The organism is Streptomyces sp. NPDC048419, from assembly GCF_043200415.1.
Taxonomy (GTDB): Bacteria; Actinomycetota; Actinomycetes; order Streptomycetales; family Streptomycetaceae; genus Streptomyces.
Genome location: NZ_JBICXT010000012.1, coordinates 183,264 through 204,531, shown reverse-complemented (window position 1 = coordinate 204,531; position 21,268 = coordinate 183,264). Strand labels below are relative to the sequence as shown.

The 21,268-nt window shown below is 71.0% G+C and carries 16 protein-coding genes; 12 read left to right on the top strand and 4 right to left on the bottom strand.

Features of this window, described 5'->3' with window-relative positions:
- Positions 1-145 precede the first annotated feature (145 nt).
- The 3 genes from ACGFYN_RS25260 to ACGFYN_RS25250 all read right to left on the bottom strand — a co-directional run bounded on the left by ACGFYN_RS25260 (position 146) and on the right by ACGFYN_RS25250 (position 3,355).
- A complete protein-coding gene (locus ACGFYN_RS25260) occupies positions 146-1,057 on the bottom strand; it encodes a carbohydrate kinase (protein WP_393868120.1) in 912 nt (303 codons plus the stop codon).
- The gene (locus tag ACGFYN_RS25255) at positions 1,054-2,223 is read right to left on the bottom strand and encodes a LacI family DNA-binding transcriptional regulator (RefSeq protein WP_393868119.1); all 1,170 of its coding nucleotides are present in this window, start codon (positions 2,221-2,223) and stop codon (positions 1,054-1,056) included. The genes ACGFYN_RS25260 and ACGFYN_RS25255 overlap by 4 nt, the downstream gene beginning before the upstream one ends.
- A 175-nt stretch (positions 2,224-2,398) precedes the next feature.
- Positions 2,399-3,355 (bottom strand): hypothetical protein, encoded by a 957-nt coding sequence (locus ACGFYN_RS25250; RefSeq protein ID WP_393868118.1) that lies wholly within the window; start codon positions 3,353-3,355, stop codon positions 2,399-2,401.
- 306 nt (positions 3,356-3,661) lie between these two features.
- Here ACGFYN_RS25250 and uvrC point away from each other — a divergent pair, with 306 nt between their 5' ends.
- The 12 genes from uvrC (at position 3,662) to ACGFYN_RS25190 (ending at position 18,854) form a co-directional block, all read left to right on the top strand.
- Positions 3,662-5,692: an excinuclease ABC subunit UvrC gene (gene uvrC / locus ACGFYN_RS25245; RefSeq protein ID WP_393868117.1), complete on the top strand. Its 2,031-nt coding sequence runs from the start codon at positions 3,662-3,664 to the stop codon at positions 5,690-5,692.
- The gene (gene rapZ / locus ACGFYN_RS25240; protein ID WP_393868116.1) at positions 5,689-6,648 is read left to right on the top strand and encodes an RNase adapter RapZ; all 960 of its coding nucleotides are present in this window, start codon (positions 5,689-5,691) and stop codon (positions 6,646-6,648) included. Before uvrC ends, rapZ begins: the two co-directional genes overlap by 4 nt.
- Positions 6,645-7,721 (top strand): uridine diphosphate-N-acetylglucosamine-binding protein YvcK, encoded by a 1,077-nt coding sequence (gene yvcK, locus ACGFYN_RS25235; RefSeq protein WP_393868115.1) that lies wholly within the window; start codon positions 6,645-6,647, stop codon positions 7,719-7,721. The genes rapZ and yvcK overlap by 4 nt, the downstream gene beginning before the upstream one ends.
- Positions 7,712-8,701: a DNA-binding protein WhiA gene (gene whiA / locus ACGFYN_RS25230; RefSeq protein WP_393868114.1), complete on the top strand. Its 990-nt coding sequence runs from the start codon at positions 7,712-7,714 to the stop codon at positions 8,699-8,701. The genes yvcK and whiA overlap by 10 nt, the downstream gene beginning before the upstream one ends.
- Before the next feature lie 154 nt (positions 8,702-8,855).
- Positions 8,856-11,810, top strand: a complete 2,955-nt coding sequence (locus ACGFYN_RS25225) for a M14 family zinc carboxypeptidase (protein ID WP_393868113.1) — start codon at positions 8,856-8,858, stop codon at positions 11,808-11,810.
- 249 nt (positions 11,811-12,059) lie between these two features.
- Complete coding sequence (gene gap / locus ACGFYN_RS25220; protein ID WP_393868112.1) at positions 12,060-13,067, top strand: type I glyceraldehyde-3-phosphate dehydrogenase; 1,008 nt, start codon at positions 12,060-12,062, stop codon at positions 13,065-13,067.
- A gap of 129 nt (positions 13,068-13,196) precedes the next feature.
- A complete protein-coding gene (locus ACGFYN_RS25215) occupies positions 13,197-14,408 on the top strand; it encodes a phosphoglycerate kinase (RefSeq protein WP_393868111.1) in 1,212 nt (403 codons plus the stop codon).
- 5 nt (positions 14,409-14,413) lie between these two features.
- Positions 14,414-15,190, top strand: coding sequence for a triose-phosphate isomerase (gene tpiA / locus ACGFYN_RS25210; protein ID WP_393868110.1), 777 nt, complete (start codon positions 14,414-14,416; stop codon positions 15,188-15,190).
- 108 nt (positions 15,191-15,298) lie between these two features.
- The gene (gene secG / locus ACGFYN_RS25205; protein WP_393868109.1) at positions 15,299-15,535 is read left to right on the top strand and encodes a preprotein translocase subunit SecG; all 237 of its coding nucleotides are present in this window, start codon (positions 15,299-15,301) and stop codon (positions 15,533-15,535) included.
- 213 nt (positions 15,536-15,748) lie between these two features.
- Positions 15,749-16,084 (top strand): RNA polymerase-binding protein RbpA, encoded by a 336-nt coding sequence (locus tag ACGFYN_RS25200; protein WP_003976875.1) that lies wholly within the window; start codon positions 15,749-15,751, stop codon positions 16,082-16,084.
- A 192-nt stretch (positions 16,085-16,276) separates the two neighbouring features.
- Positions 16,277-17,932, top strand: a complete 1,656-nt coding sequence (gene pgi, locus ACGFYN_RS25195) for a glucose-6-phosphate isomerase (protein WP_393868108.1) — start codon at positions 16,277-16,279, stop codon at positions 17,930-17,932.
- A 163-nt stretch (positions 17,933-18,095) separates the two neighbouring features.
- Positions 18,096-18,854: a hypothetical protein gene (locus ACGFYN_RS25190; protein ID WP_393868107.1), complete on the top strand. Its 759-nt coding sequence runs from the start codon at positions 18,096-18,098 to the stop codon at positions 18,852-18,854.
- Between the two features lie 6 nt (positions 18,855-18,860).
- On the opposite strand, the gene ACGFYN_RS25185 is transcribed toward ACGFYN_RS25190, so the two are convergent.
- The gene (locus ACGFYN_RS25185; protein ID WP_393868106.1) at positions 18,861-21,263 is read right to left on the bottom strand and encodes an ABC transporter permease; all 2,403 of its coding nucleotides are present in this window, start codon (positions 21,261-21,263) and stop codon (positions 18,861-18,863) included.
- Between the last annotated feature and the right edge of the window lie 5 nt (positions 21,264-21,268).

The window sequence follows — 21,268 nt, the reverse complement described above, 5'->3', positions numbered from 1 at the left end:
CCTCGACACGGGCGGAGCGGGCCAAGAACCGGCGGGGGCCCCTCAGGCCGCCCCCCCCCCGCCACGGGGCGGCGCCCCGGGGTCCCCGCCCCCGGGGGGCGCCGCCCGTTGCAGCAGTCCAAGCCGTGACGAGGGCGAACCGCCGCTACACCGCGCCCACTTCGTCGGCGTACGGCGGCTCCGCGCCCGCGCGCGAGCAGGTGATCGCGGCCGCTCGGGCCGCGAACCGCAGCAGTCGGGTCCAGCTGTCGGCGCCCAGAGAGGCGAGCGCGTCCGCGGACAGTGCGTCCCGTTCGGACAGGCCGTGCAGCAGGGCCGCGTTCACGGTGTCGCCGGCGCCGATGGTGTCGACGACGTCGACCTTCTCGCCCGGCACGGAGTACTCGGCGCCGTCCCGGGTGAAGACGGAGAGCCCGTCGCCGCCATGGGTGATCACGACCGCGGCGGGCCCGGCGGCCAGCCACTCGCGCGGGGAACCGCCCAGCCAGAGGGCGTCCTCCGCGGAGAGCTTGAGCAGCGTCACCGAGGGCAGCCAGCTGGTGAACCGGGCCCGGTAGGCGTCCGCGTCGGGGATCAGACCCGCCCGGATGTTGGGGTCGAGCGCGGTGAGGACACCCTGGGCTGCGGCCTTGCGCATCAGCGTCTCGTAGGCGCTCGCGCCGGGCTCCAGGACGAGCGAGCAGGTGCCGAAGGACACGGCGCGCGTCTTTGCGGGGAGCGCCTCGGGAGCCGAGAACAGCCGGTCGGCGGTGCCCTCGACGTAGAAGGAGTAGGCGGCCGAGCCGCTCGCGTCGATCGTGGCCACCGCGAGGGTGGTCGGCTCCGCACCGCGCTGTACGCCCGAGACGTCGACGCCCGCCGCGCGCAACCCGTCGAGCAGCGCCTCGCCGAAGGCGTCGTGCGAGGTGCGGGAGCAGAAGGCGGTGGGGGAGCCGAGGCGGCCGAGGGCGACGGCCGTGTTGTACGGGCCGCCGCCGAGCGCCGGCGTCAGACCCGCGAGGGCACCCGTGCCCTGCGGTACGAGGTCGATCAGGGCCTCACCGGCGACGACGATCACGAGGCGGTTCCTCTCTCGGACTGCGCGGGCGGTTCGGGGCACCCGCACGAGGTGCGATGGACGAAGGTGCAGGGCAGCCGCAGGGTGCGGGCGGGGCGGCCGGGGGAGGCGAGGCGCTCCAGGAGGACCCGCACCGCCTGGGCGCCGATCTCCTTGCTGGGCTGGGCGACGGCGGTGAGCCGGGGCGAGAACAGATCCGCCCAGGCGAAGTCGTCGAAGCAGCACAGGGCCAGGTCGCCGGGCACGGACAGACCGCGCTCCCGCAGGGCACGCAGGGCGCCGATGGTCATCGCGTTGTTGGCGGTGACCAGCGCGGTGGGTGGGGCGGGGAGGGACAGGAGCTCCGCGGTGGCGCGTCGGGCGCCGGCGGACTCGGAGTCGCCGTGCGCCACGAGGTGCTCGTAGTAAGGGAGTCCGGAGCCGGCCAGGCCCCGGCGGTAACCGGCGATGCGCTCGCGGGTGGTGCTGAGCCCGGGCAGGCCGGCGACCAACCCGATCCGGCGGTGCCCCAGCTCGGCGAGGTGGGCGACGAGGCGGGCGGTCGGCTCGGCGCTCTCGGCGCAGACCTGGTCGTAGCGCGGTGCGGCGTCGGACGGGGCGCCGTCGTCAGAGGCGCTGTCCGACCGCGCGCCGTCCGCCTGCGCGCTCTCGGCCGGGGCGCCGGCGGCCGGGGTGCCACCCACCGGGATGCCACCGACCGGGGTGCCGACGGCCCGGATGTCGACCAGCCGGTCGAGGAAGACGGCAGGGACCTCGTGCCGGGCGAGATAGGCGACAAGCTCCCGAGGGTCCGCCGACGGCGCGACGATCATGCCGTCGACCCGGCGCTCGTACAGCAGCTGGACGACCTTGCGCTCGTGCTCGGGGTCGTCGTGCGGGTCGGCGATGAGCAGGCTGTAGCCCTGCTCCAGGGCGGCCGCCTCGACGCCCTGGAGGATCTCCGTGAAGTACGGGTTGCTGATCGCCGAGACCGCGAGCCCGATGGACCGGGTGCGCGAGGTCACCAGGGAGCGGGCAAGGGTGTTCGGGGTGTAGCCGAGCCGGTCGATCGCGTCGAGGACCGCCTGGCGGGTGTGGGGGAGGACGGGACGGGTGTCGTTCAGGACGTGCGAGACGGTCGCCACGGAAACCCCGGCGCTCCGAGCGACGTCGGCCATCGTGGCCATCGCGTTCCCCTTCCCGACCCGCGCGCCTTTCCGAGCCGCGCCTCTTCCCGAGCCCCGCCTCTCGCGGGGACGCGGCCTTCCGGCGGGACCGTATCCCATTCCGGGCCGGACGTAAACGCTTGCGCAAACGTTTACGTCCGGTACGGAACGGCCCCTGACGGCTCGGTACGGAGTCTCACTCCCAGTCCCAGCCGATCCCCACGATCCCCGTGCGCACCCGGGGCTCGACGAGATGGACCGAGTGATGGGGGTCGCTGAGGCGCAGTTCCTGGCGGCCGCTGCGCGGGGCGGCAGGGGAGTGCTGGGCGAAACGGTGGCAGCGGGACGGCAGGGCTCTCGTGTCGAAGCGCACCTGGAGCGCGTACTGCCCGCCGGCCGGCCCGAAGCCGCGGACGTACTCGCGGGACACCCCGGCGGTGCCGTCCTCGACGCCGTAGCGGAAGAGGAAGGTGTCGCCCGCCCGCAGCCGGGTGTCGAAGAGGAGCTCGGCCACGAGCACACCGGTGTCCTGGTGCACGCGCACGCGTCCCGTGCGGCAGTTCTCCAGCGCGTGCACGCCCATGCGCTCCGGCGTGCATCCCGGGTCGCCGTGGTGGACGGCCAGGAAGCGATCGACGCCGTCCTTGTGGGCGCGCACGATGTGGTGCGACTCGCGCGCCGCCAGCTCACGCCGCGGACCGATCCGCACCAGTTCGTGATGGCCCAGGGTGTGCAGCCCGCCGTCGGGCGGCGAGCCCAGCTCGGACAGCATCCGCTGCAGCACGCCCGACGCCTCGACCAGGGAGCGGTAGGAGCGGCCCGCGGGCCGGCCCGCGGACGTGCCCTCGTCGGGCTCCGCGAGCAGCCGTATCAGGGATTCCTCCGGCAGCTGGAGTATCTCCTCCAGTGCGCGCACGGCCCGCAGGGACTCCGGGCGCTGCGGGCGCCGGGCGCCCTGCTGCCAGTAACTCAGGCTGGTGACACCGACCTTGACCCCGTGGCGCGACAGATGGTGCTGCACACGCTGCAGCGGCAGTCCGCGGGCGGCGATCGCGGCACGCAGCGCCACGTGGAAGGGGCCGCCCCGCAGGGCCGAGTCCAGTTCCGCGGTGGCGACGACGGCGACGTCCGCGTGCTGTGTGGCGTGCGGCATGCAGGGGCCTTTCTGTGAATGCTCACTACGGCTGGTCGGGCCGGGTTTCGCGCTCGTTCTCGGGACCACCCCGTCGGCGCCGGGGCGTCTTCACATCCGTACGCCGTGCTTCACGGCCCCGAGTTCCCACGCATTGAAGCGTGTTGACCTAGTCCCGACAACACCTGAAACCCAACAGCGACAAGGTCCTGGCCGAGACGCGATCAGCGGTCCGGCTCGGGTGCGCCGTGCGGGCCTCGTCCGAGTCGCGCCGGGCGTTGTCCACAGGCCCGCCGACTGTCGGTCCCCGCCAGTAGGGTGTGGGACATGGCCGATCCCTCCAGCTACCGCCCCCGGCCGGGTGAGATCCCGGACACCCCAGGGGTGTACAGGTTCCGTGACGAGCACCGCAGGGTGATCTACGTCGGAAAGGCAAAAAGCCTGCGCCAGCGCCTGGCGAACTACTTCCAGGACCTGACGACCCTCCACCCCCGTACCCGCACCATGGTCACCACGGCCGCGTCCGTGGAGTGGACCGTGGTGTCCACGGAGGTCGAGGCGCTCCAGCTGGAGTACTCCTGGATCAAGGAGTTCGACCCCCGGTTCAACGTCAAGTACCGCGACGACAAGAGCTATCCGTACCTCGCGGTGACCATGAACGAGGAATTCCCGCGGGTGCAGGTGATGCGCGGCCACAAGCGCAAGGGCGTGCGCTACTTCGGGCCGTACGGGCACGCGTGGGCCATCCGCGACACCGTGGACCTCCTCCTGCGCGTCTTCCCGGTACGCACCTGCTCGGCCGGCGTCTTCAAGAACGCCACCCGCACCGGCCGCCCCTGCCTGCTCGGCTACATCGGCAAGTGCTCCGCCCCCTGCGTCGCCCGCGTCTCGGAGGAGGAGCACCGCGAACTGGCCGACGAGTTCTGCGACTTCATGGCCGGCCGCACCGGGACGTACATCCGCCGCCTGGAGAAGCAGATGGCCGAGGCGGCCGAGGAGATGGAGTACGAGCGGGCGGCCCGGCTGCGTGACGACATCGGCGCCCTGAAGAAGGCCATGGAGAAGAGCGCGGTCGTGCTCGCCGACGCGACCGACGCCGACCTGATCGCGGTCGCCGAGGACGAGCTGGAGGCGGCCGTCCAGATCTTCCACGTCCGCGGCGGACGCGTGCGCGGCCAGCGCGGCTGGGTCACGGACAAGGTCGAGGACGTCACCACGGGTGCCCTCGTAGAGCACGCCCTGCAGCAGCTCTACGGCGAGGAGAAGGGCGACTCCGTGCCCAAGGAGGTCCTCGTCCCCGCCCTGCCCGAGCCGGTCGAGCCCGTCCAGGAGTGGCTCGCCGAGCGCCGCGGTTCGAACGTCTCGCTGCGCATCCCGCAGCGCGGCGACAAGAGGGCCCTGATGGAGACGGTGGAGCGCAACGCCCGGCAGGCGCTCGTGCTGCACAAGACCAAGCGCGCCTCGGACCTCACCACGCGCTCGCGCGCCCTGGAGGAGATCGCCGAGGCCCTCGACCTGGACAGCGCCCCCCTCCGGATCGAGTGCTACGACATCTCGCACCTCCAGGGTGACGACGTCGTGGCCTCCATGGTCGTCTTCGAGGACGGCCTGCAGCGCAAGAGCGAGTACCGCCGCTTCCAGATCAAGGGCTTCGAGGGCCAGGACGACGTCCGCTCCATGCACGAGGTGATCAACCGCCGCTTCAGGCGCTACCTCGCGGAGAAGGAGAAGACGGGGGAGTGGGCCGACGGTGAGGACGCGCTCACCGAGGAGGACGGCCGCCCCAAGAAGTTCGCCTACCCGCCGCAGCTCGTCGTCGTCGACGGCGGCCGGCCGCAGGTCGCGGCGGCCAAGAAGGCCCTCGACGAGCTCGGCATCGACGACGTCGCCGTGTGCGGCCTCGCCAAGCGCCTGGAGGAGGTCTGGCTGCCGCACGAGGAGGACCCGGTGGTCCTGCCCCGTACCAGCGAGGGCCTCTACCTGCTCCAGCGCGTGCGGGACGAGGCGCACCGCTTCGCGATCACCTACCAGCGCACCAAGCGGGCCAAGCGCTTCCGCTCGAGCCCCCTGGACGACGTGCCCGGCCTCGGGGACACCCGTAAGCAGGCACTTCTCAAGCACTTCGGTTCGTTGAAGAAATTGCGGTCCGCCACCATCGACCAGATCTGCGAGGTGCCCGGCATAGGCCGCAAGACGGCCGAGACGATCGCCGTGGCCCTGGCCCAGGCGGCCCCGGCCGGACCCGCCGTGAACACGGCGACTGGAGAGATCATGGAGGAGGAACCCGGCACCATGGGTTCCAGCGGGGAGCCCGTGACGACGGGCGCCCCGGACGAACGACGGGGGCAGGAGACATGAATGTGAACAAGCACGAAGCGCAACAGGACCAAGGCGCAGACGAAGCCCAGGTGGGTACGGGCGCGGCCGGCGAGCCGGCCGGCATGCCGGACTCGGCCATCCCCGAACTGGTGATGATCTCCGGCATGTCCGGAGCGGGCAGGTCGACGGCGGCCAAGTGTCTGGAGGACCTCGGCTGGTTCGTCGTGGACAACCTGCCGCCCGCCCTGATCCCCACCATGGTCGAGCTCGGCGCCCGCTCGCAGGGCAACGTGGCGCGGATCGCGGTGGTGGTGGACGTGCGCGGCCGCCGCTTCTTCGACAACCTCCGCGAGTCCCTCGCCGACCTGGACGAGCGGGGCGTCACACGGCGGATCGTCTTCCTGGAGTCCTCCGACGACGCCCTGGTGCGCCGCTTCGAGTCGGTGCGCCGCCCGCACCCGCTCCAGGGCGACGGCCGCATCGTCGACGGCATCGCCGCCGAGCGCGAGCTGCTGCGCGAGCTGCGCGGCGACGCCGACCTGGTGATCGACACCTCCAGCCTGAACGTGCACGAGCTGCGCGCCAAGATGGACGCCCAGTTCGCCGGCGAGGAGGAGCCCGAGCTGCGGGCCACCGTCATGTCCTTCGGCTTCAAGTACGGCCTCCCGGTCGACGCCGACCTGGTCGCGGACATGCGCTTCCTGCCCAACCCGCACTGGGTCCCGGAGCTGCGCCCCTTCACCGGTCTCAACGAGGAGGTGTCGGCGTACGTCTTCAACCAGCCCGGCGCCAAGGAGTTCCTCGACCGCTACGCCGAGCTGCTCAGGCTGATCGCCGCGGGCTACCGCCGCGAGGGCAAGCGGTACGTGACCATCGCGATCGGCTGTACGGGTGGCAAGCACCGCTCGGTCGCCACCTCGGAGAAGCTCGCCGCGCGGCTCGCGGCCGAGGGCGTGGAGACGGTGGTCGTACACCGGGACATGGGACGCGAATGACGGAACGTCCACTGCGGCCGAGCCGGCTCGGCCGGCTGCGCCGCACGGTGCCCGAGTCGCGCACCGGCCGGCCGGTCGAGGCCCGTGGCGCCCGGGCGCGCCGCCGGGGCACCCAGCCCAAGGTCGTCGCCCTCGGCGGCGGCATGGGCCTGTCCGCCTCGCTCGCCGCCCTGCGCCGGATCACCGGCGACCTCACCGCCGTCGTCACCGTGGCCGACGACGGCGGCTCCAGCGGGCGCCTGCGCGACGAACTGGGCGTGCTGCCGCCCGGCGACCTGCGCAAGGCGCTGGCCGCGCTGTGCGGCGACGACGACTGGGGCCAGACCTGGGCCCGTGTCATCCAGCACCGCTTCCAGTCCAAGGGCGACCTGCACGAGCACGCGGTCGGCAACCTCCTGATCGTCGCCCTCTGGGAGCAGCTGGGTGATCACGTCCAGGCGCTCGACCTGGTCGGCAAGCTCCTCGGCGCGCACGGGCGCGTGCTGCCCATGTCCGCCGTACCCCTGGAGCTTCAGGCTCTGGTCAAGGGGCACGACCCGGACCGGCCCGACGACGTCGACCTGGTGCGCGGCCAGGCGACCGTGGCCCTGACGCCCGGCGAGGTGCAGTCCGTGCACCTCGTGCCGCACGACCCGCCCGCCGTCCCGGAGGCCGTCGAGGCGGTCCTGGACGCCGACTGGGTGGTCCTCGGTCCGGGCTCCTGGTTCTCCTCCGTCATCCCCCATCTGCTCGTGCCGGATCTCCTGGACGCGCTCATGGAGACGAAGGCGCGCCGGGTGCTCCCGCTGAACCTCGCCCCGCAGCCCGGAGAAACCGATGGCTTCTCCCCGCAGCGTCATTTGGAGGTTTTGGGACGACACGCCCCTAAACTCGCCCTGGACGTGGTGCTGGCCGACGAGGCCGCCGTTCCCGACCGCGAGGTGCTCACCGAGGCCGCCAAGCGGCTCGGGGCCGCGGTCGAGCTGGCGCCGGTGGCCCGGAGGGACGGAACTCCGCGGCACGATCCGGAGCTGCTGGCTGCCGCGTACGACCGTATTTTTCGGATGCATGGAAGGATCGGCCCATGGCGATGACGGCAGCGGTGAAGGACGAGATCTCCCGGCTCCCCGTCACCCGGACCTGCTGCAGAAAGGCGGAGGTCTCCGCCATTCTGCGGTTCGCCGGCGGCCTCCACCTGGTCAGCGGGCGCATCGTGATCGAGGCGGAGCTGGACACCGCGATGGCGGCGCGACGCCTGAAGAGGGACATCCTGGAGATCTTCGGCCACAGCTCCGAGCTGATCGTGATGGCGCCGGGCGGACTGCGCCGCGGTTCGCGTTACGTCGTCCGGGTGGTGGCCGGCGGCGACCAGCTGGCCCGGCAGACCGGCCTGGTGGACGGCCGGGGCCGCCCGATCCGCGGCCTGCCCCCGCAGGTGGTCTCGGGGGCCACCTGCGACGCGGAGGCCGCCTGGCGCGGTGCCTTCCTGGCCCACGGCTCGCTCACCGAGCCCGGCCGCTCGTCCTCCCTGGAGGTGACCTGCCCGGGCCCCGAGGCCGCTCTCGCGCTGGTCGGCGCCGCCCGCCGGCTGTCGATCGCCGCGAAGGCGCGCGAGGTGCGCGGCGTGGATCGCGTGGTCGTCCGTGACGGTGACGCGATCGGTGCCCTGCTCACCCGCCTCGGCGCGCACGAGTCGGTGCTGGCCTGGGAGGAGCGCCGGATGCGCCGCGAGGTGCGGGCCACGGCGAACCGCCTCGCCAACTTCGACGACGCCAACCTCCGCCGCTCCGCGCGTGCGGCCGTCGCCGCGGGCGCCCGGGTGCAGCGCGCCCTGGAGATCCTCGCCGACGAGGTCCCCGAGCACCTCGCGGCCGCCGGCCGGCTGCGCATGGACCACAAGCAGGCCTCGCTGGAGGAGCTGGGCGCGCTCGCCGACCCGCCGCTGACCAAGGACGCGGTCGCCGGCCGTATCCGCCGTCTGCTGGCGATGGCCGACAAGCGCGCCTCCGACCTCGGCATCCCGGGCACGGAGTCCAGCATCACCGAGGAGATGGCCGACAACCTCGTCGGCTGATCCGGTCGAGGATCGTCCAACACGCCGGTGCCGCCGCCCACTTGGGCGGCGGCACCGGCGTTTTCCGGTCCTTGAGGCGCTCTTGACTCGATCATGAACTGTCATGAGCCTGGCAACTGTTCGCTGCTGTGGTGATCAACTGCTAGGGGGGTTCATGAGACACAGAGCGAGATCGATCCTCGCTGTCGGCGCGCTCCTGATCGGCGGAGCGAGCCTCGCACCCATCGCCCAGGCGCAGAACGCAAGTTCGCAGGGCTCCGACCCCAACGAGGTCGAGGTCTATCGCGCCGACGTCACCGCGAAGCAGGTACCTCTGCTGCTCGCGGCAGGACAGGACAGCCACGAACTCGGCGAGCAGGTCCCCGAGAAGGGCACCGCCTCGGTCGAGGTCTACCTCACCCGTCAGCAGGCCCACAAGCTCGAGAAGCAGGGCGTCGACCTCACCGAGCACACGCTGTCGGCGAAGGCCGAGGCACGGGTCGAGGGCGCCGCCCAGGGCGTGTTCAGGCCGTACGGCGGAAGCGGTGGCCTCAAGGAGGAGATCGTCCGGACCGGGCAGGAGAACCCCGGTCTCACGAAGGTCGTCTCCATCGGCAAGACCGTCGGCGGCCAGGACATTCTGGCGCTCAAGCTGACCAAGGACGCCAGGAAGGCCAAGGACGGCTCCAGGCCCTCGGTCCTCTACATGTCCAACCAGCACGCGCGCGAGTGGATCACGCCGGAGATGACCCGGCGGCTGATGCACTACTACCTGGACCACTACAAGACGGACAAGCGCGTCAGGAAGATCGTCGACTCCACCGAGCTGTGGTTCGTGATCTCGGCCAACCCGGACGGCTACGACTACACCTTCAAGAGCGACGACACCCGCCTGTGGCGCAAGAACCTGCGGGACGTCAACGGCGACGGCGTCATCTCCACCGGCGACGGCGTCGACCTCAACCGCAACTTCGCCTACAAGTGGGGCTACGACGACGAGGGTTCGTCGCCCAATCCCACCAGCGAGACCTACCGCGGCGCGAGCCCGGGCTCCGAGCCCGAGACCAAGGCGATCGACGCCTTCGAGAAGCGCATCGGCTTCTCCTACGGCATCAACTACCACTCCGCCGCCGAGCTGTTGCTCTACGGCGTCGGCTGGCAGGTCGCCACGCCCACGCCCGACGACGTGCTCTACAAGGCGCTGGCCGGCAGCCCGGACAACTCCGCGATCCCCGGCTACCGCCCGCAGGTCTCCTCTGAGCTGTACACCACCAACGGCGAGGCGGACGGCCACGCGGCGAACGTCAACGGCATGTCGATGTTCACCCCCGAGATGTCGACCTGCCAGACCGCCTCGAACGCTGACCCGAACGACCGGTGGAACGCGGCCGACTGCCGCTCGGAGTTCAACTTCCCGGACGACGAGCACCTGATCCAGCAGGAGTTCGAGAAGAACATCCCGTTCGCGCTGTCGGTCGCCGAGACCGCCCCGCACCCCGACAGGCCGTCCTCGTCACTGGGCCTGACCGCGGCCGACTTCACCCCGGCCGAGTTCGCCACGTCGTACTCGCGCGGCGCCGGCCAGGAGGTCTCCGTCGTCATACGCAAGGCGATCCGCGACAAGGAGCTCAAGTACCGCGTGAACGGCGGCCGTACACACCACGCGCCGCTCAGGGCCTGGAAGGGCGGCGAGACCTACGGCGGTGACGACAACCTGCACTTCGACGAGTACCGGGCCAAGGTCGGGGACGGCGACCCGGGCGACAAGGTCGAGGTGTGGTTCACCGGCGAGGCCAAGGGCGGCAAGAAGGCGTCCAGCAAGCACTTCACCTACACCGTCGCGCAGCGGCCCAAGGCCGACACGCTGGTCGTCGCCGAGGAGGGCGCGGCCGCCACACAGGCGCGGACGTACGTGGACGCGCTGAAGGCGAACGGCCGCAAGGCGATCGTCTGGGACGTCGCCACCCAGGGCGCGCCCGACGCGCTCGGCGTGCTCGACCACTTCAGGACCGTCGTCCACTACACGGGCGCGAGCGTCCCGGGCAACGCCACCCAACTCCAGCTACGCGCCTACCTGAACGAGGGCGGCAAGCTGATCGAGGCGGGCGAACAGGCCGGCGGCAACGTCGACCTCGGCGACGGCACCCTGTCGAACGACTTCAGCCAGTACTACCTGGGTGCCTATTCGCGTACGTCGACGCCGGGGGCAACCGGTTTCACCGGCTCCGGCAAGCTCGACGGCGCCGGCGGCACGCTCGGTGCGGCGCCGGGCAACCCGCTCGACAAGGCGGGCACCTACGGCGTCACCTCCGAGGAACTGCCCGTCGCCGCCTACCCGCAGTTCGCGAGCGCGGGCGCGGGCCAGTTCGCCGGGACCGTCAACCCGTACGGGCCGTACGCGGGTTCCTACATGGCGGCCGCCGTGCACACCGACGACTCCTACAAGCGCCTCACCCGCACCGTCGACCTCACCGGCGTGGCGGCGGCCGAGCAGCCCACCCTGCGCAGCCGGCTGCTCTGGGACACCGAGGCCGGCTACGACCACGTCATCGTCGAGGCCCACACGACCGGCGGCGACGACTGGACGACCCTCCCGGAGAAGGGCGGGGCGAGCAGCCAGAAGGTCCCGTCGGAGTGCGAGGCGGGCTTCCTGGTGAACGAGCACCCCTGGCTCGAGCACTACCTCACCTTCAGCCCCGCAGGCTGCACCGCGACCGGAACCAGCGGCTCGTGGAACAGCCTCACCGGCGCCTCCAACGGCTGGCAGCAGGTCGAGTACGACCTGAGCGCCTACGCCGGCAGGTCCGTCGAGGTGTCGATCACCTACGTCACCGACCCGGGCAGCGGCGGGCACGGCGTCCTGGCCGACGAGGCCTCGCTCGTCCTGAACGGCGCGGCGACGCAGACCGAGGGCTTCGAGACCTCGCTCGGTGCGTGGAGCGTTTCCGGACCGCCTCCGGGCAGCCCGGCCGTCCTCAAGGACTGGGCGCGCACCGGCACCCTGTTCAAGACGTACGGCGCCGTCACCACCGACCGGACCGTGCTGCTGGGCTTCGGTCTCGAGCACCTCACCGCGGCGGCCGACCGCAACAGCCTCGTGAGGAAGGCGCTCGCCGCCCTCGAAGGGTGAACTCCCCGGTCAACGATGACCAGCTCACCGTAGTCAAAAGGAGTGACCGGTTCTTACGGAAGGAGTGATCGGCTCTTACCGGCGGGCGGTCCGTACCGCTACTGGCGGGTACGGACCGCCTGCCCGTGTATGCGGCATCTCGATGTCACCGCTCAGGCCCCAGGGAGGTAGGGTCGGGGGTGGTCGGGGACATCCCAAACAGAGCTCGCCGGCATCGCATGGCCGGCGTACCAACGAGGAGATCGGTTCGTGACGATCCGCGTAGGCATCAACGGCTTCGGTCGTATCGGTCGCAACTACTTCCGCGCACTGCTGGAGCAGGGTGCAGACATCGAGATCGTGGCTGTCAACGACCTGGGTGACACCGCGACCACCGCTCATCTGCTGAAGTACGACACCATCCTGGGCCGCCTGAAGGCCGAGGTGTCGCACACGGCCGACACGATCACCGTCGACGGGCACACCATCAAGGTGCTGTCCGAGCGCAACCCCGCCGACATCCCGTGGGGCGAGCTGGGGGTCGACATCGTCATCGAGTCGACCGGCATCTTCACCAAGAAGGAAGACGCCGCGAAGCACATCGCCGGTGGCGCGAAGAAGGTCCTCATCTCGGCCCCGGCCAAGGACGAGGACATCACCATCGTGATGGGTGTCAACCAGGACAAGTACGAGCCCGCGAACCACCACGTCATCTCCAACGCCTCCTGCACCACCAACTGTGTGGCGCCGATGGCGAAGGTGCTCGACGAGAACTTCGGCATCGTCAAGGGCCTGATGACGACGGTGCACGCGTACACGAACGACCAGCGCATCCTGGACTTCCCGCACAAGGACCTGCGCCGCGCCCGTGCCGCCGCCGAGAACATCATCCCGACCACGACGGGTGCCGCGAAGGCCACCGCCCTGGTCCTGCCGCAGCTCAAGGGCAAGCTCGACGGCATCGCGATGCGCGTCCCGGTCCCGACGGGCTCGGCCACCGACCTCGTCGTGGAGCTGTCGCGCGAGGTCACCAAGGACGAGGTCAACGCCGCCTTCAAGAAGGCCTCCGAGGGCGAGCTGCAGGGCTACCTGTCCTACACCGAGGACCAGATCGTCTCCTCGGACATCGTCAGCGACCCGGCGTCCTGCACCTTCGACTCCTCCCTGACCATGGTCCAGGAGGGCACGACGGTGAAGATCCTCGGCTGGTACGACAACGAGTGGGGCTACTCCAACCGCCTCGTCGACCTCACGGTCTTCGTCGGCAACCAGCTCTGACCTGATCCACGGAGCAGGCGACTCGATGTGAACGCAGGGCTCGGGCGGCGCACAGACGCGCCGCCCGGGCCCTGACTCACGTACCGAACAGCCCTCGTACGATCAGAGCACCCTCACCAGGAGCCCCTTATGAAGACGATCGACGAACTCCTCGCCGAAGGAGTGGCCGGCAAGCGGGTCTTCGTCCGCGCCGACCTCAACGTGCCGCTGGACGGCACCACCATCACCGACGACGGCCGCATCCGCGCGGTGCTGCCCACCGTCAAGGCCCTCGTGGAGGCGGACGCCAAGGTCGTCGTCGCCTCGCACCTCGGCCGCCCCAAGGGAGCCCCGGACCCGGCCTTCTCGCTGCTGCCCGCGGCCGAGCGGCTCGGTGAACTCCTCGGCGCGCCCGTGGCGTTCGCCCAGGACACCGTGGGCCCCGCCGCCCACGACGCCGTGGACGGACTGCAGCCGGGTCAGGTCGCGGTCATCGAGAACCTGCGCTTCAACGCCGGGGAGACCTCCAAGGACGACACCGAGCGCGGTGAGTTCGCGGACCGCCTCGCCGCCCTCGCGGACGTCTACGTCGGCGACGGCTTCGGCGCGGTGCACCGCAAGCACGCCTCCGTGTACGACCTGCCGGCCCGCCTGCCGCACTACGCCGGCTACCTCATCGCCACCGAGGTCGGCGTCCTGAAGAAGCTCACCGACGAGGTCCGGCGGCCCTACGTGGTCGTGCTCGGCGGCGCCAAGGTCTCCGACAAGCTCGCCGTCATCGACCAGCTGCTCGGCAAGGCCGACCGCATCCTCATCGGCGGCGGCATGGCCTTCACCTTCCTCAAGGCCAAGGGCCACGAGGTCGGTGCGTCCCTTCTCCAGGAGGACCAGATCCCGGCGGTCCTGGAGTACATCGAGCGGGCCGAGAAGACCGGCGTCGAGCTGGTCCTGCCGGTCGACGCGGTGGTCGCCCCCGCGTTCCCGGACCTGAAGACCAAGGCCCCGGCCGACGCCACCACCGTCGCCGCGGACGCCATCCCCGCCGACCGGATGGGCCTGGACATCGGCCCGGCGTCCGGCAAGCTGTACGCCTCGAAGATCACCGACGCCGCCACCGTCTTCTGGAACGGCCCGATGGGCGTCTTCGAACACCCCGAATTCGCCGAGGGCACCAAGGCGGTCGCCCAGGCACTCCTCGACTCCCAGGCCTTCACGGTGGTCGGCGGCGGCGACTCCGCCGCGGCCGTCCGCCTCCTGGGCTTCGACGAGAACGCATTCGGCCACATCTCGACCGGTGGCGGCGCCTCCCTCGAATACCTCGAGGGCAAGACGCTCCCCGGCCTCGCCGCACTGGAGGACTGAACCGCATGAGCACGCGCACGCCGATCATGGCGGGCAACTGGAAGATGAACCTCAACCACCTCGAGGCCATCGCACACGTCCAGAAGCTCGCCTTCGCCCTCGCGGACAAGGACTACGAGGCCGTCGAGGTCGCCGTCCTGCCGCCCTTCACCGACCTGCGCTCCGTGCAGACCCTGGTCGACGGCGACAAACTGAAGATCAAGTACGGCGCCCAGGACATCTCGGCGTACGACTCCGGGGCGTACACCGGCGAGATCTCCGGCCCGATGCTGTCCAAGCTGAAGTGCACGTACGTGGTGATCGGTCACTCCGAGCGCCGGCAGTACCACAACGAGTCCGACGAGCAGGTGAACGCCAAGGTCAAGGCCGCCTACAAGCACGGTCTGACCCCGATCCTGTGCGTCGGCGAGGAGCTCGACGTGCGGGACGCGGGCAACCACGTCGCGCACACGCTCGCCCAGGTCGAGGGCGGTCTGAAGGACCTTCCGGCCGAGCAGGCCGAGTCGGTCGTGATCGCCTACGAGCCGGTGTGGGCCATCGGCACCGGCAAGGTCTGCGGTGCCGAGGACGCGCAGGAGGTCTGCGCCGCCGTCCGCGGCAAGATCGCCGAGCTGTACGACCAGGAGCTGGCCGACAAGGTGCGCATCCAGTACGGCGGCTCCGTGAAGTCGGGCAACGTCGCCGAGATCATGGCCCAGGCCGACATCGACGGCGCCCTGGTCGGCGGTGCCTCGCTGGACTCGGACGAGTTCGTCAAGATCGTGCGCTTCCGCGACCAGTGACACGAGCTGGGAGTATGCGGTAGCGGCGATACGTCGTACCCTTGCGGGGGCACAGCTCTGTGGCTGTGCCCCCGTCGTTCATCCGAATCCGAGAGAGTTGGTCCAGCCGTGGTTTTGGGGTTCTCGATCGCCCTGATCGTCTTCAGCCTGCTGCTGATGCTGCTGGTGCTGATGCACAAGGGGAAGGGCGGCGGTCTCTCCGACATGTTCGGTGGCGGCATGCAGTCGTCCGTCGGCGGCTCCTCGGTCGCCGAGCGGAACCTGGACCGCATCACCGTCGTGATCGGTCTGCTGTGGTTCGTGTGCATTGTCGTACTCGGCATCATCATGAAGACGAACAGCTGAGCAGCAATACACACACAGCACCTGCATTCCGCACGTAAGGCCCCATGTTCGGTACGCGCAGCTGAGCGCGGCCTATCATGGGGCTTGCGTCTAGGTATGGAGGTTGTAACTCCAATCACTGGACGCGCGTTGGGCCTTACGTAGACTGAGGCGCTCGCAACGAAGCGAAACGCCGACTCGCTTCGCGGCACCATCACGCAGGGAGTTACGACCGTGGCAAGTGGCAACGCGATCCGAGGAAGCCGGGTCGGGGCGGGGCCGATGGGCGAGGCCGAGCGCGGCGAGTCCGCGCCGCGTCTGCGCATCTCCTTCTGGTGCTCCAACGGGCACGAGACGCAGCCCAGCTTCGCCAGCGACGCGCAGGTTCCCGAGACCTGGGACTGCCCGCGCTGCGGCTTCCCGGCCGGACAGGACCGGGACAACCCGCCGGACCCGCCGCGCACCGAGCCCTACAAGACGCACCTCGCGTACGTCAGGGAGCGGCGCAGTGACGCGGACGGCGAGGCCATCCTCGCCGAGGCGCTCGCCAAACTGCGTGGCGAGATCTAGGACTTGAGAGCCGGCCGGGCACCGAGGGGTGCCTGGCCGAAGCTGTCCTGTCCGCCTTCGAACTGATGCCTGTCCGCCGGCTGAACGTACCTGTTGTCGTGCCGGACGACGAGGCCATGACGGCTCATGTCCCGCTCTGATCAATTAGGTTGGAATCGCTGGGACAGGGACGAAAGAAGGCTGACGTCGGACATGAACGCAGACGGCCGTACCAGGCTCAACCAGACGCCCGAGTGGACCGCGCTGGCCAAGCACCGTGAGGAGCTCGCCGGCGCCCATCTGCGGGAACTCTTCGCCGCCGACCCGGGCCGCGGCTCCGGCTTCACGCTGCAGGTGGGCGACCTGTACGTCGACTACTCCAAGCACCTCGTCACCGACGAGACCCTGCGGCTGCTGCGCGAGCTGGCCGTGGCCACGGATGTCTTCGGCCTCCGGGACGCCATGTTCCGCGGCGAGAAGATCAACACGACCGAGGACCGCGCCGTGCTGCACACCGCGTTGCGCGCCCCGCGCGACGCGGTGATCGAGGTGGACGGGGAGAACGTCGTCCCGGGTGTGCACGCCGTGCTCGACAAGATGGCCGGCTTCGCCGACGGGGTCCGCTCCGGCGCCTGGACCGGCCACAGCGGCAAGCGCATCAGGAACGTCGTCAACATCGGCATCGGTGGCTCCGACCTCGGTCCCGCGATGGCCTACGAGGTGCTGCGCAGCTACACCGACCGCGGTCTCACGGTCCGCTTCGTGTCGAACGTCGACGGCGCCGACCTGCACGAGGCCACCCGCGACCTGGACGCGGCGGAGACGCTGTTCGTCATCGCCTCCAAGACCTTCACCACCATCGAGACGATCACCAACGCCACCTCGGCGCGCGAGTGGCTGCTCGGTGAGCTGAAGGCCGGCCAGGAGGCGGTCGCCAGGCATTTCGTGGCGCTGTCGACCAACGTCGGCAAGGTCACCGAGTTCGGTATCGACCCTGACAACATGTTCGAGTTCTGGGACTGGGTCGGCGGGCGGTACTCGTTCGACTCGGCGATCGGCCTGTCGCTGATGATCGCCGTCGGCCCGGACCGCTTCCGCGAGATGCTCGACGGGTTCCGGCTGGTCGACGAGCACTTCAGGACCGCGCCCGCCGAGTCCAACGTGCCGTTGCTGCTCGGTCTGTTGGGCATCTGGTACGGCAACTTCCACGACGCCCAGTCGCATGCGGTGCTGCCGTACAGCCACTATCTGTCGAAGTTCACCGCGTATCTGCAGCAGCTCGACATGGAGTCCAACGGCAAGTACGTGGACCGTGACGGGCGGGAGGTCGACTGGCAGACCGGGCCGGTGGTGTGGGGCACGCCGGGCACCAACGGGCAGCACGCCTACTACCAACTCATCCACCAGGGAACGAAGTTGATCCCGGCGGACTTCATCGGCTTCGCCGAGCCGGTCGCCGAGCTGAGCGGGACGCTGAAGGCGCAGCACGACCTGCTGATGGCCAACTTCTTCGCCCAGACGCAGGCGCTGGCCTTCGGCAAGACGCCGGACGAGGTACGGGCCGAGGGTGTGGCGCAGGAGCTGGTGCCGCACAAGACGTTCAAGGGCAATCACCCGACGACGACGATTCTCGCCCGCGAGCTGACGCCGTCCGTGCTCGGTCAGCTGATCGCGTTGTACGAGCACAAGGTGTTCGTGCAGGGCGCGGTGTGGAACATCGACTCCTTCGACCAGTGGGGTGTCGAGCTCGGCAAGGTGCTGGCCAAGCGGGTCGAGCCGGCGCTGACCGAGGGCGCGCAGGTGCCTGGGCTGGACGAGTCCAGCAAGGCGCTGGTCGCCAAGTACCGGGAGCTGCGCGGCCGTTCGTGACAAGGAAGGTACGGGAAGGGGGCGGTACAGGGCCGTCCGCTTCCCGTAGACTCCTCCGGGCGATCATGGACACGACCGCTCGGGGGAGCACAACGTGCATAGCGTGCAAGGGAGTTGGCTCAGCGAGAGGCTGGCCGCCCGGACCTTTCCGAAGCCTCATCACGTGGCGCGGGCGGTGTTCCACCCGGCGTGGATCCCCGAGGCCGTCGACCCGTCGGTGGAGCGGCTCAAGCGCATCCGGGTGGTCGCCGGAGTGGTCGCGGCGCTCGGCGTCTACACCTTCGTACAGGGCGGGTTCGCCTTCGACGAGATGCTGGACAACGCGGCGACCGCCTCCGCCGTCCTGTTCCTCATCACCCCGCTGACGGTCGGAGTGATGCTCTACGTCTGGCGGCGCGGTGGCACGGTGCGGCAGCTGAAGGTGCCGCTCGTCAACGCGTTCAAGCTGCTGCTGCTCTTCGTCGGCTCGGTCCTGACGACGGTACTGATCTTCCGGCTGGGCGACGTCTTCGGGATCCTGGCGAAACTCGTGCTGAGCCTCGCCGGGCTCTGGCTCGCGGTCTTCGTGATCGCGGGCGCGGTCCGGCTCACCGGGAACTTCTTCGGCACCGCCGCCGTGCACCGCGGGCTGCCGCCGCTGCTCGCCACGGTGACGACCTGGCTGACGGCCGTACCGGACCTGATCACGGGGGACCTGCACGGCCTGAGCCTCACGATGGGGATCGTCTTCATCCTGGGCGCACCCGTGACGGTCACGGCGATCGCCCTGCTGGAACTGCGCAGACTCGGACAGCGCTACGGCGTCCGGCTCGCGGCCCACCCGGCCGTGCTGCCCCGGATCGCGCCGCCGCCACCGCCGTACGCCCCGCAGGTGAACCTCTACGGCAGTCCGTACAACCCACGTGATCCCTACGGGACCTGACCGGGCTCAGGCCACCGCGCTGAGGGTGTCCGCGAGGCGCCGCCGGGTGGCGCGGGCCGCGGGCAGGGCGGCCAGGGCGGCCGCGCCCAGCACCGCCGCCAGACCGAACAGCACCAGCAGGACCGGCGAGGGCCCCTGCGCGATCCCGGCGCCGATGCCGCTCGATCTGCCCTGGGCGTCGATCAGCCAGTGCGCGAGGGGTGTGCCCAGGGCCGTACCGGCGAGGACGGCGGCCAGGGCGGTGCAACCGGTGGCCGTGACGGTGATCCCGGTGATCTGGCGCGGGGACAGGCCGATGGCCTTGAGGGCGAGCAGGTCGCGCTCGCCCTCGCGGACCGTGCCGCCGATCGCCGTGAGCAGTTCGACGAGCCCGATGAGGGCGAGGACGACGATCAGCCCGACGACCACCGAGCGCAGGGGCGAGAGTCCGTCGGCCGGGTTGGTCACCGCGTGCACGTCCAGGTGCCCGTGCCCGGCGGCGGTGAGCCGGGCGGCGACCTGGTGCGGGTCGGCTCCGGGGCGCAGGCGGAGCTGGTAGAGGGTCGGGCTGAGGTGCGGGTCGTTCTCGCGCAGGGTGTCGAGCGAGGTGGAGATGACCCGGCCGGCGTTCTCCGGCTCGATGCTGCGGCCCACGATGTGCAGGATCTGCGGCTGGTCGCCGACCGTCATCCGCACCCAGTCGCCGACCCGGACGTCCAGCAGATCGAGCAGACCCTGCCCGGCCACGGCCTCGTCGCTCGCGCGCGCGGGGCGGCCCTCGGCCAGCGTGTAAGGGTACGGGTCGCGGTGGGTGCCGAGGCCGCGCAGCGCGATCGTGGCCGTCTGGCCGGGGACCAGGGCGGCCACCTCGACGCCGGGGTAGGCGGCGGCGACCTGCGGATCGCGTTCCAGCAGCGTGCGGGTCGCGCGGTCGCCCAGGCCGCTGTCGGCGTGGACGCTGAGCGCGGCCGGCAGCCCGATCCGCTCGGGACTGCTGTGGAACCGGTCGATCGTCGTCCAGGCACTCATCGCCACGACGATCAGCAGCAGCGGCAGCGCGAGCCGCGCCACGGTCGCCAGCGACCGCAGCCGCCGTACGAACGTCGTGTGCCACCCCAGAACGAGCGCGGGCGGCACCCCGAGCCCCAGCGCCCGCCGTGCCATGGCGGGGAGCCGGCCGGCGGAGGGGCCGGGTGCGCGTCGTGCCGTGGGTGCGGATCCAGGACCGGGTGTCCCCTCGTCCGGACCCGTACGCCCGGAGCCGAACGCCCGCCGCGCGACCCGCGGCAGGCCGCCACCCCCGACGGCCGCGGCCCGAGGTACCGGTACCGGCGGTACCCGCCCCGCGCGCCAGGCCGCGAGGCACGTCGTCGCGCCGATGAAGAGGACGGCGCCGACGGGGATCACGAAGAGGGCCACCGTGTGGCCGGGCAGGCCCTGCCAGACGCCGAGGGCGTCGCCGAGGCGGCCGGGGAAGCGGCTGCCCAGGGCCTGGGTGAGCGCCGCCGCCCCGACGGCGCCCAGGACGGCGTAGGCGATGTGCTGGAAGAGGAAGACGCGGACGACCTGGCCCGGCGTGAAGCCGATCGCCTTCAGGACCGAGATGTCCCGCAGGTGACCGCGGATGCGGGTGGCGATCGCGCCGTGCACGGCGAGCCCGGCCGCGACCAGGGCGCCCAGCCCGAACAGGCCGAGCACCTGGCCGAGCAGCCGGTTGTCGCCCTGTGCCTCGGACCGGGCCTGCTGCCAGGTGGAGACCTCGCCGATGGCGCCGGCGCCGAGGACGGTGACGGCGCGCTGGACGGCGTAGCCGGTGTCGTCGGGGTTGGCCAGGCGCAGGCCGATGACCTGGCCGGTCGGGTGGGAGACGGCGGGCGGGAGCGCCCAGACGAGCCCCGGTTGCTCGCCGGCCCGGTAGCGCGGCTCGGCGCTGTCGGCCACGCCGGCGACGGTCACCGTCCGCGCCGTGCCCGGCAGGGTCAGCGTGTCGCCGGGTTCGGCCAGCAGGGCGCGGGCGAGGCGGCTCTCCAGGACCACGCCGTCGGGGTCGGCGGAGTCCAGCCAGTGGCCGGAGGTGAGCAGCGGCCGGCCGACGGAGGGGTCCTCGGGCGTGGCGCGGAACTCGACCGAGGCGCGGGTGCCGCGGGAGGCGAGCGTGGTCGACGCGGTGGCGTAGGGGCCGGCGACGGAGTCGACGCCGTCCAGGTCCGCCAGCTTGCCCACCGGGGCGGACAGGGACGTGTGGATCCACACGTCCTGCGCGCCGCGCTCCTGCGTGAAGATCCGCTGCCAGGGGTTGGTGGCGTACCCGAACAGGGCCGTCGCCAGCAGCAGCGACGCCACTATCCCCGCGGTGGCGAGGACGAGGAACAGCGCCTCGCCGCGGTGCGTCCTCAGGTCGGAGTGCGCCCAGCGCAACGTCGCTCGCACGGCGC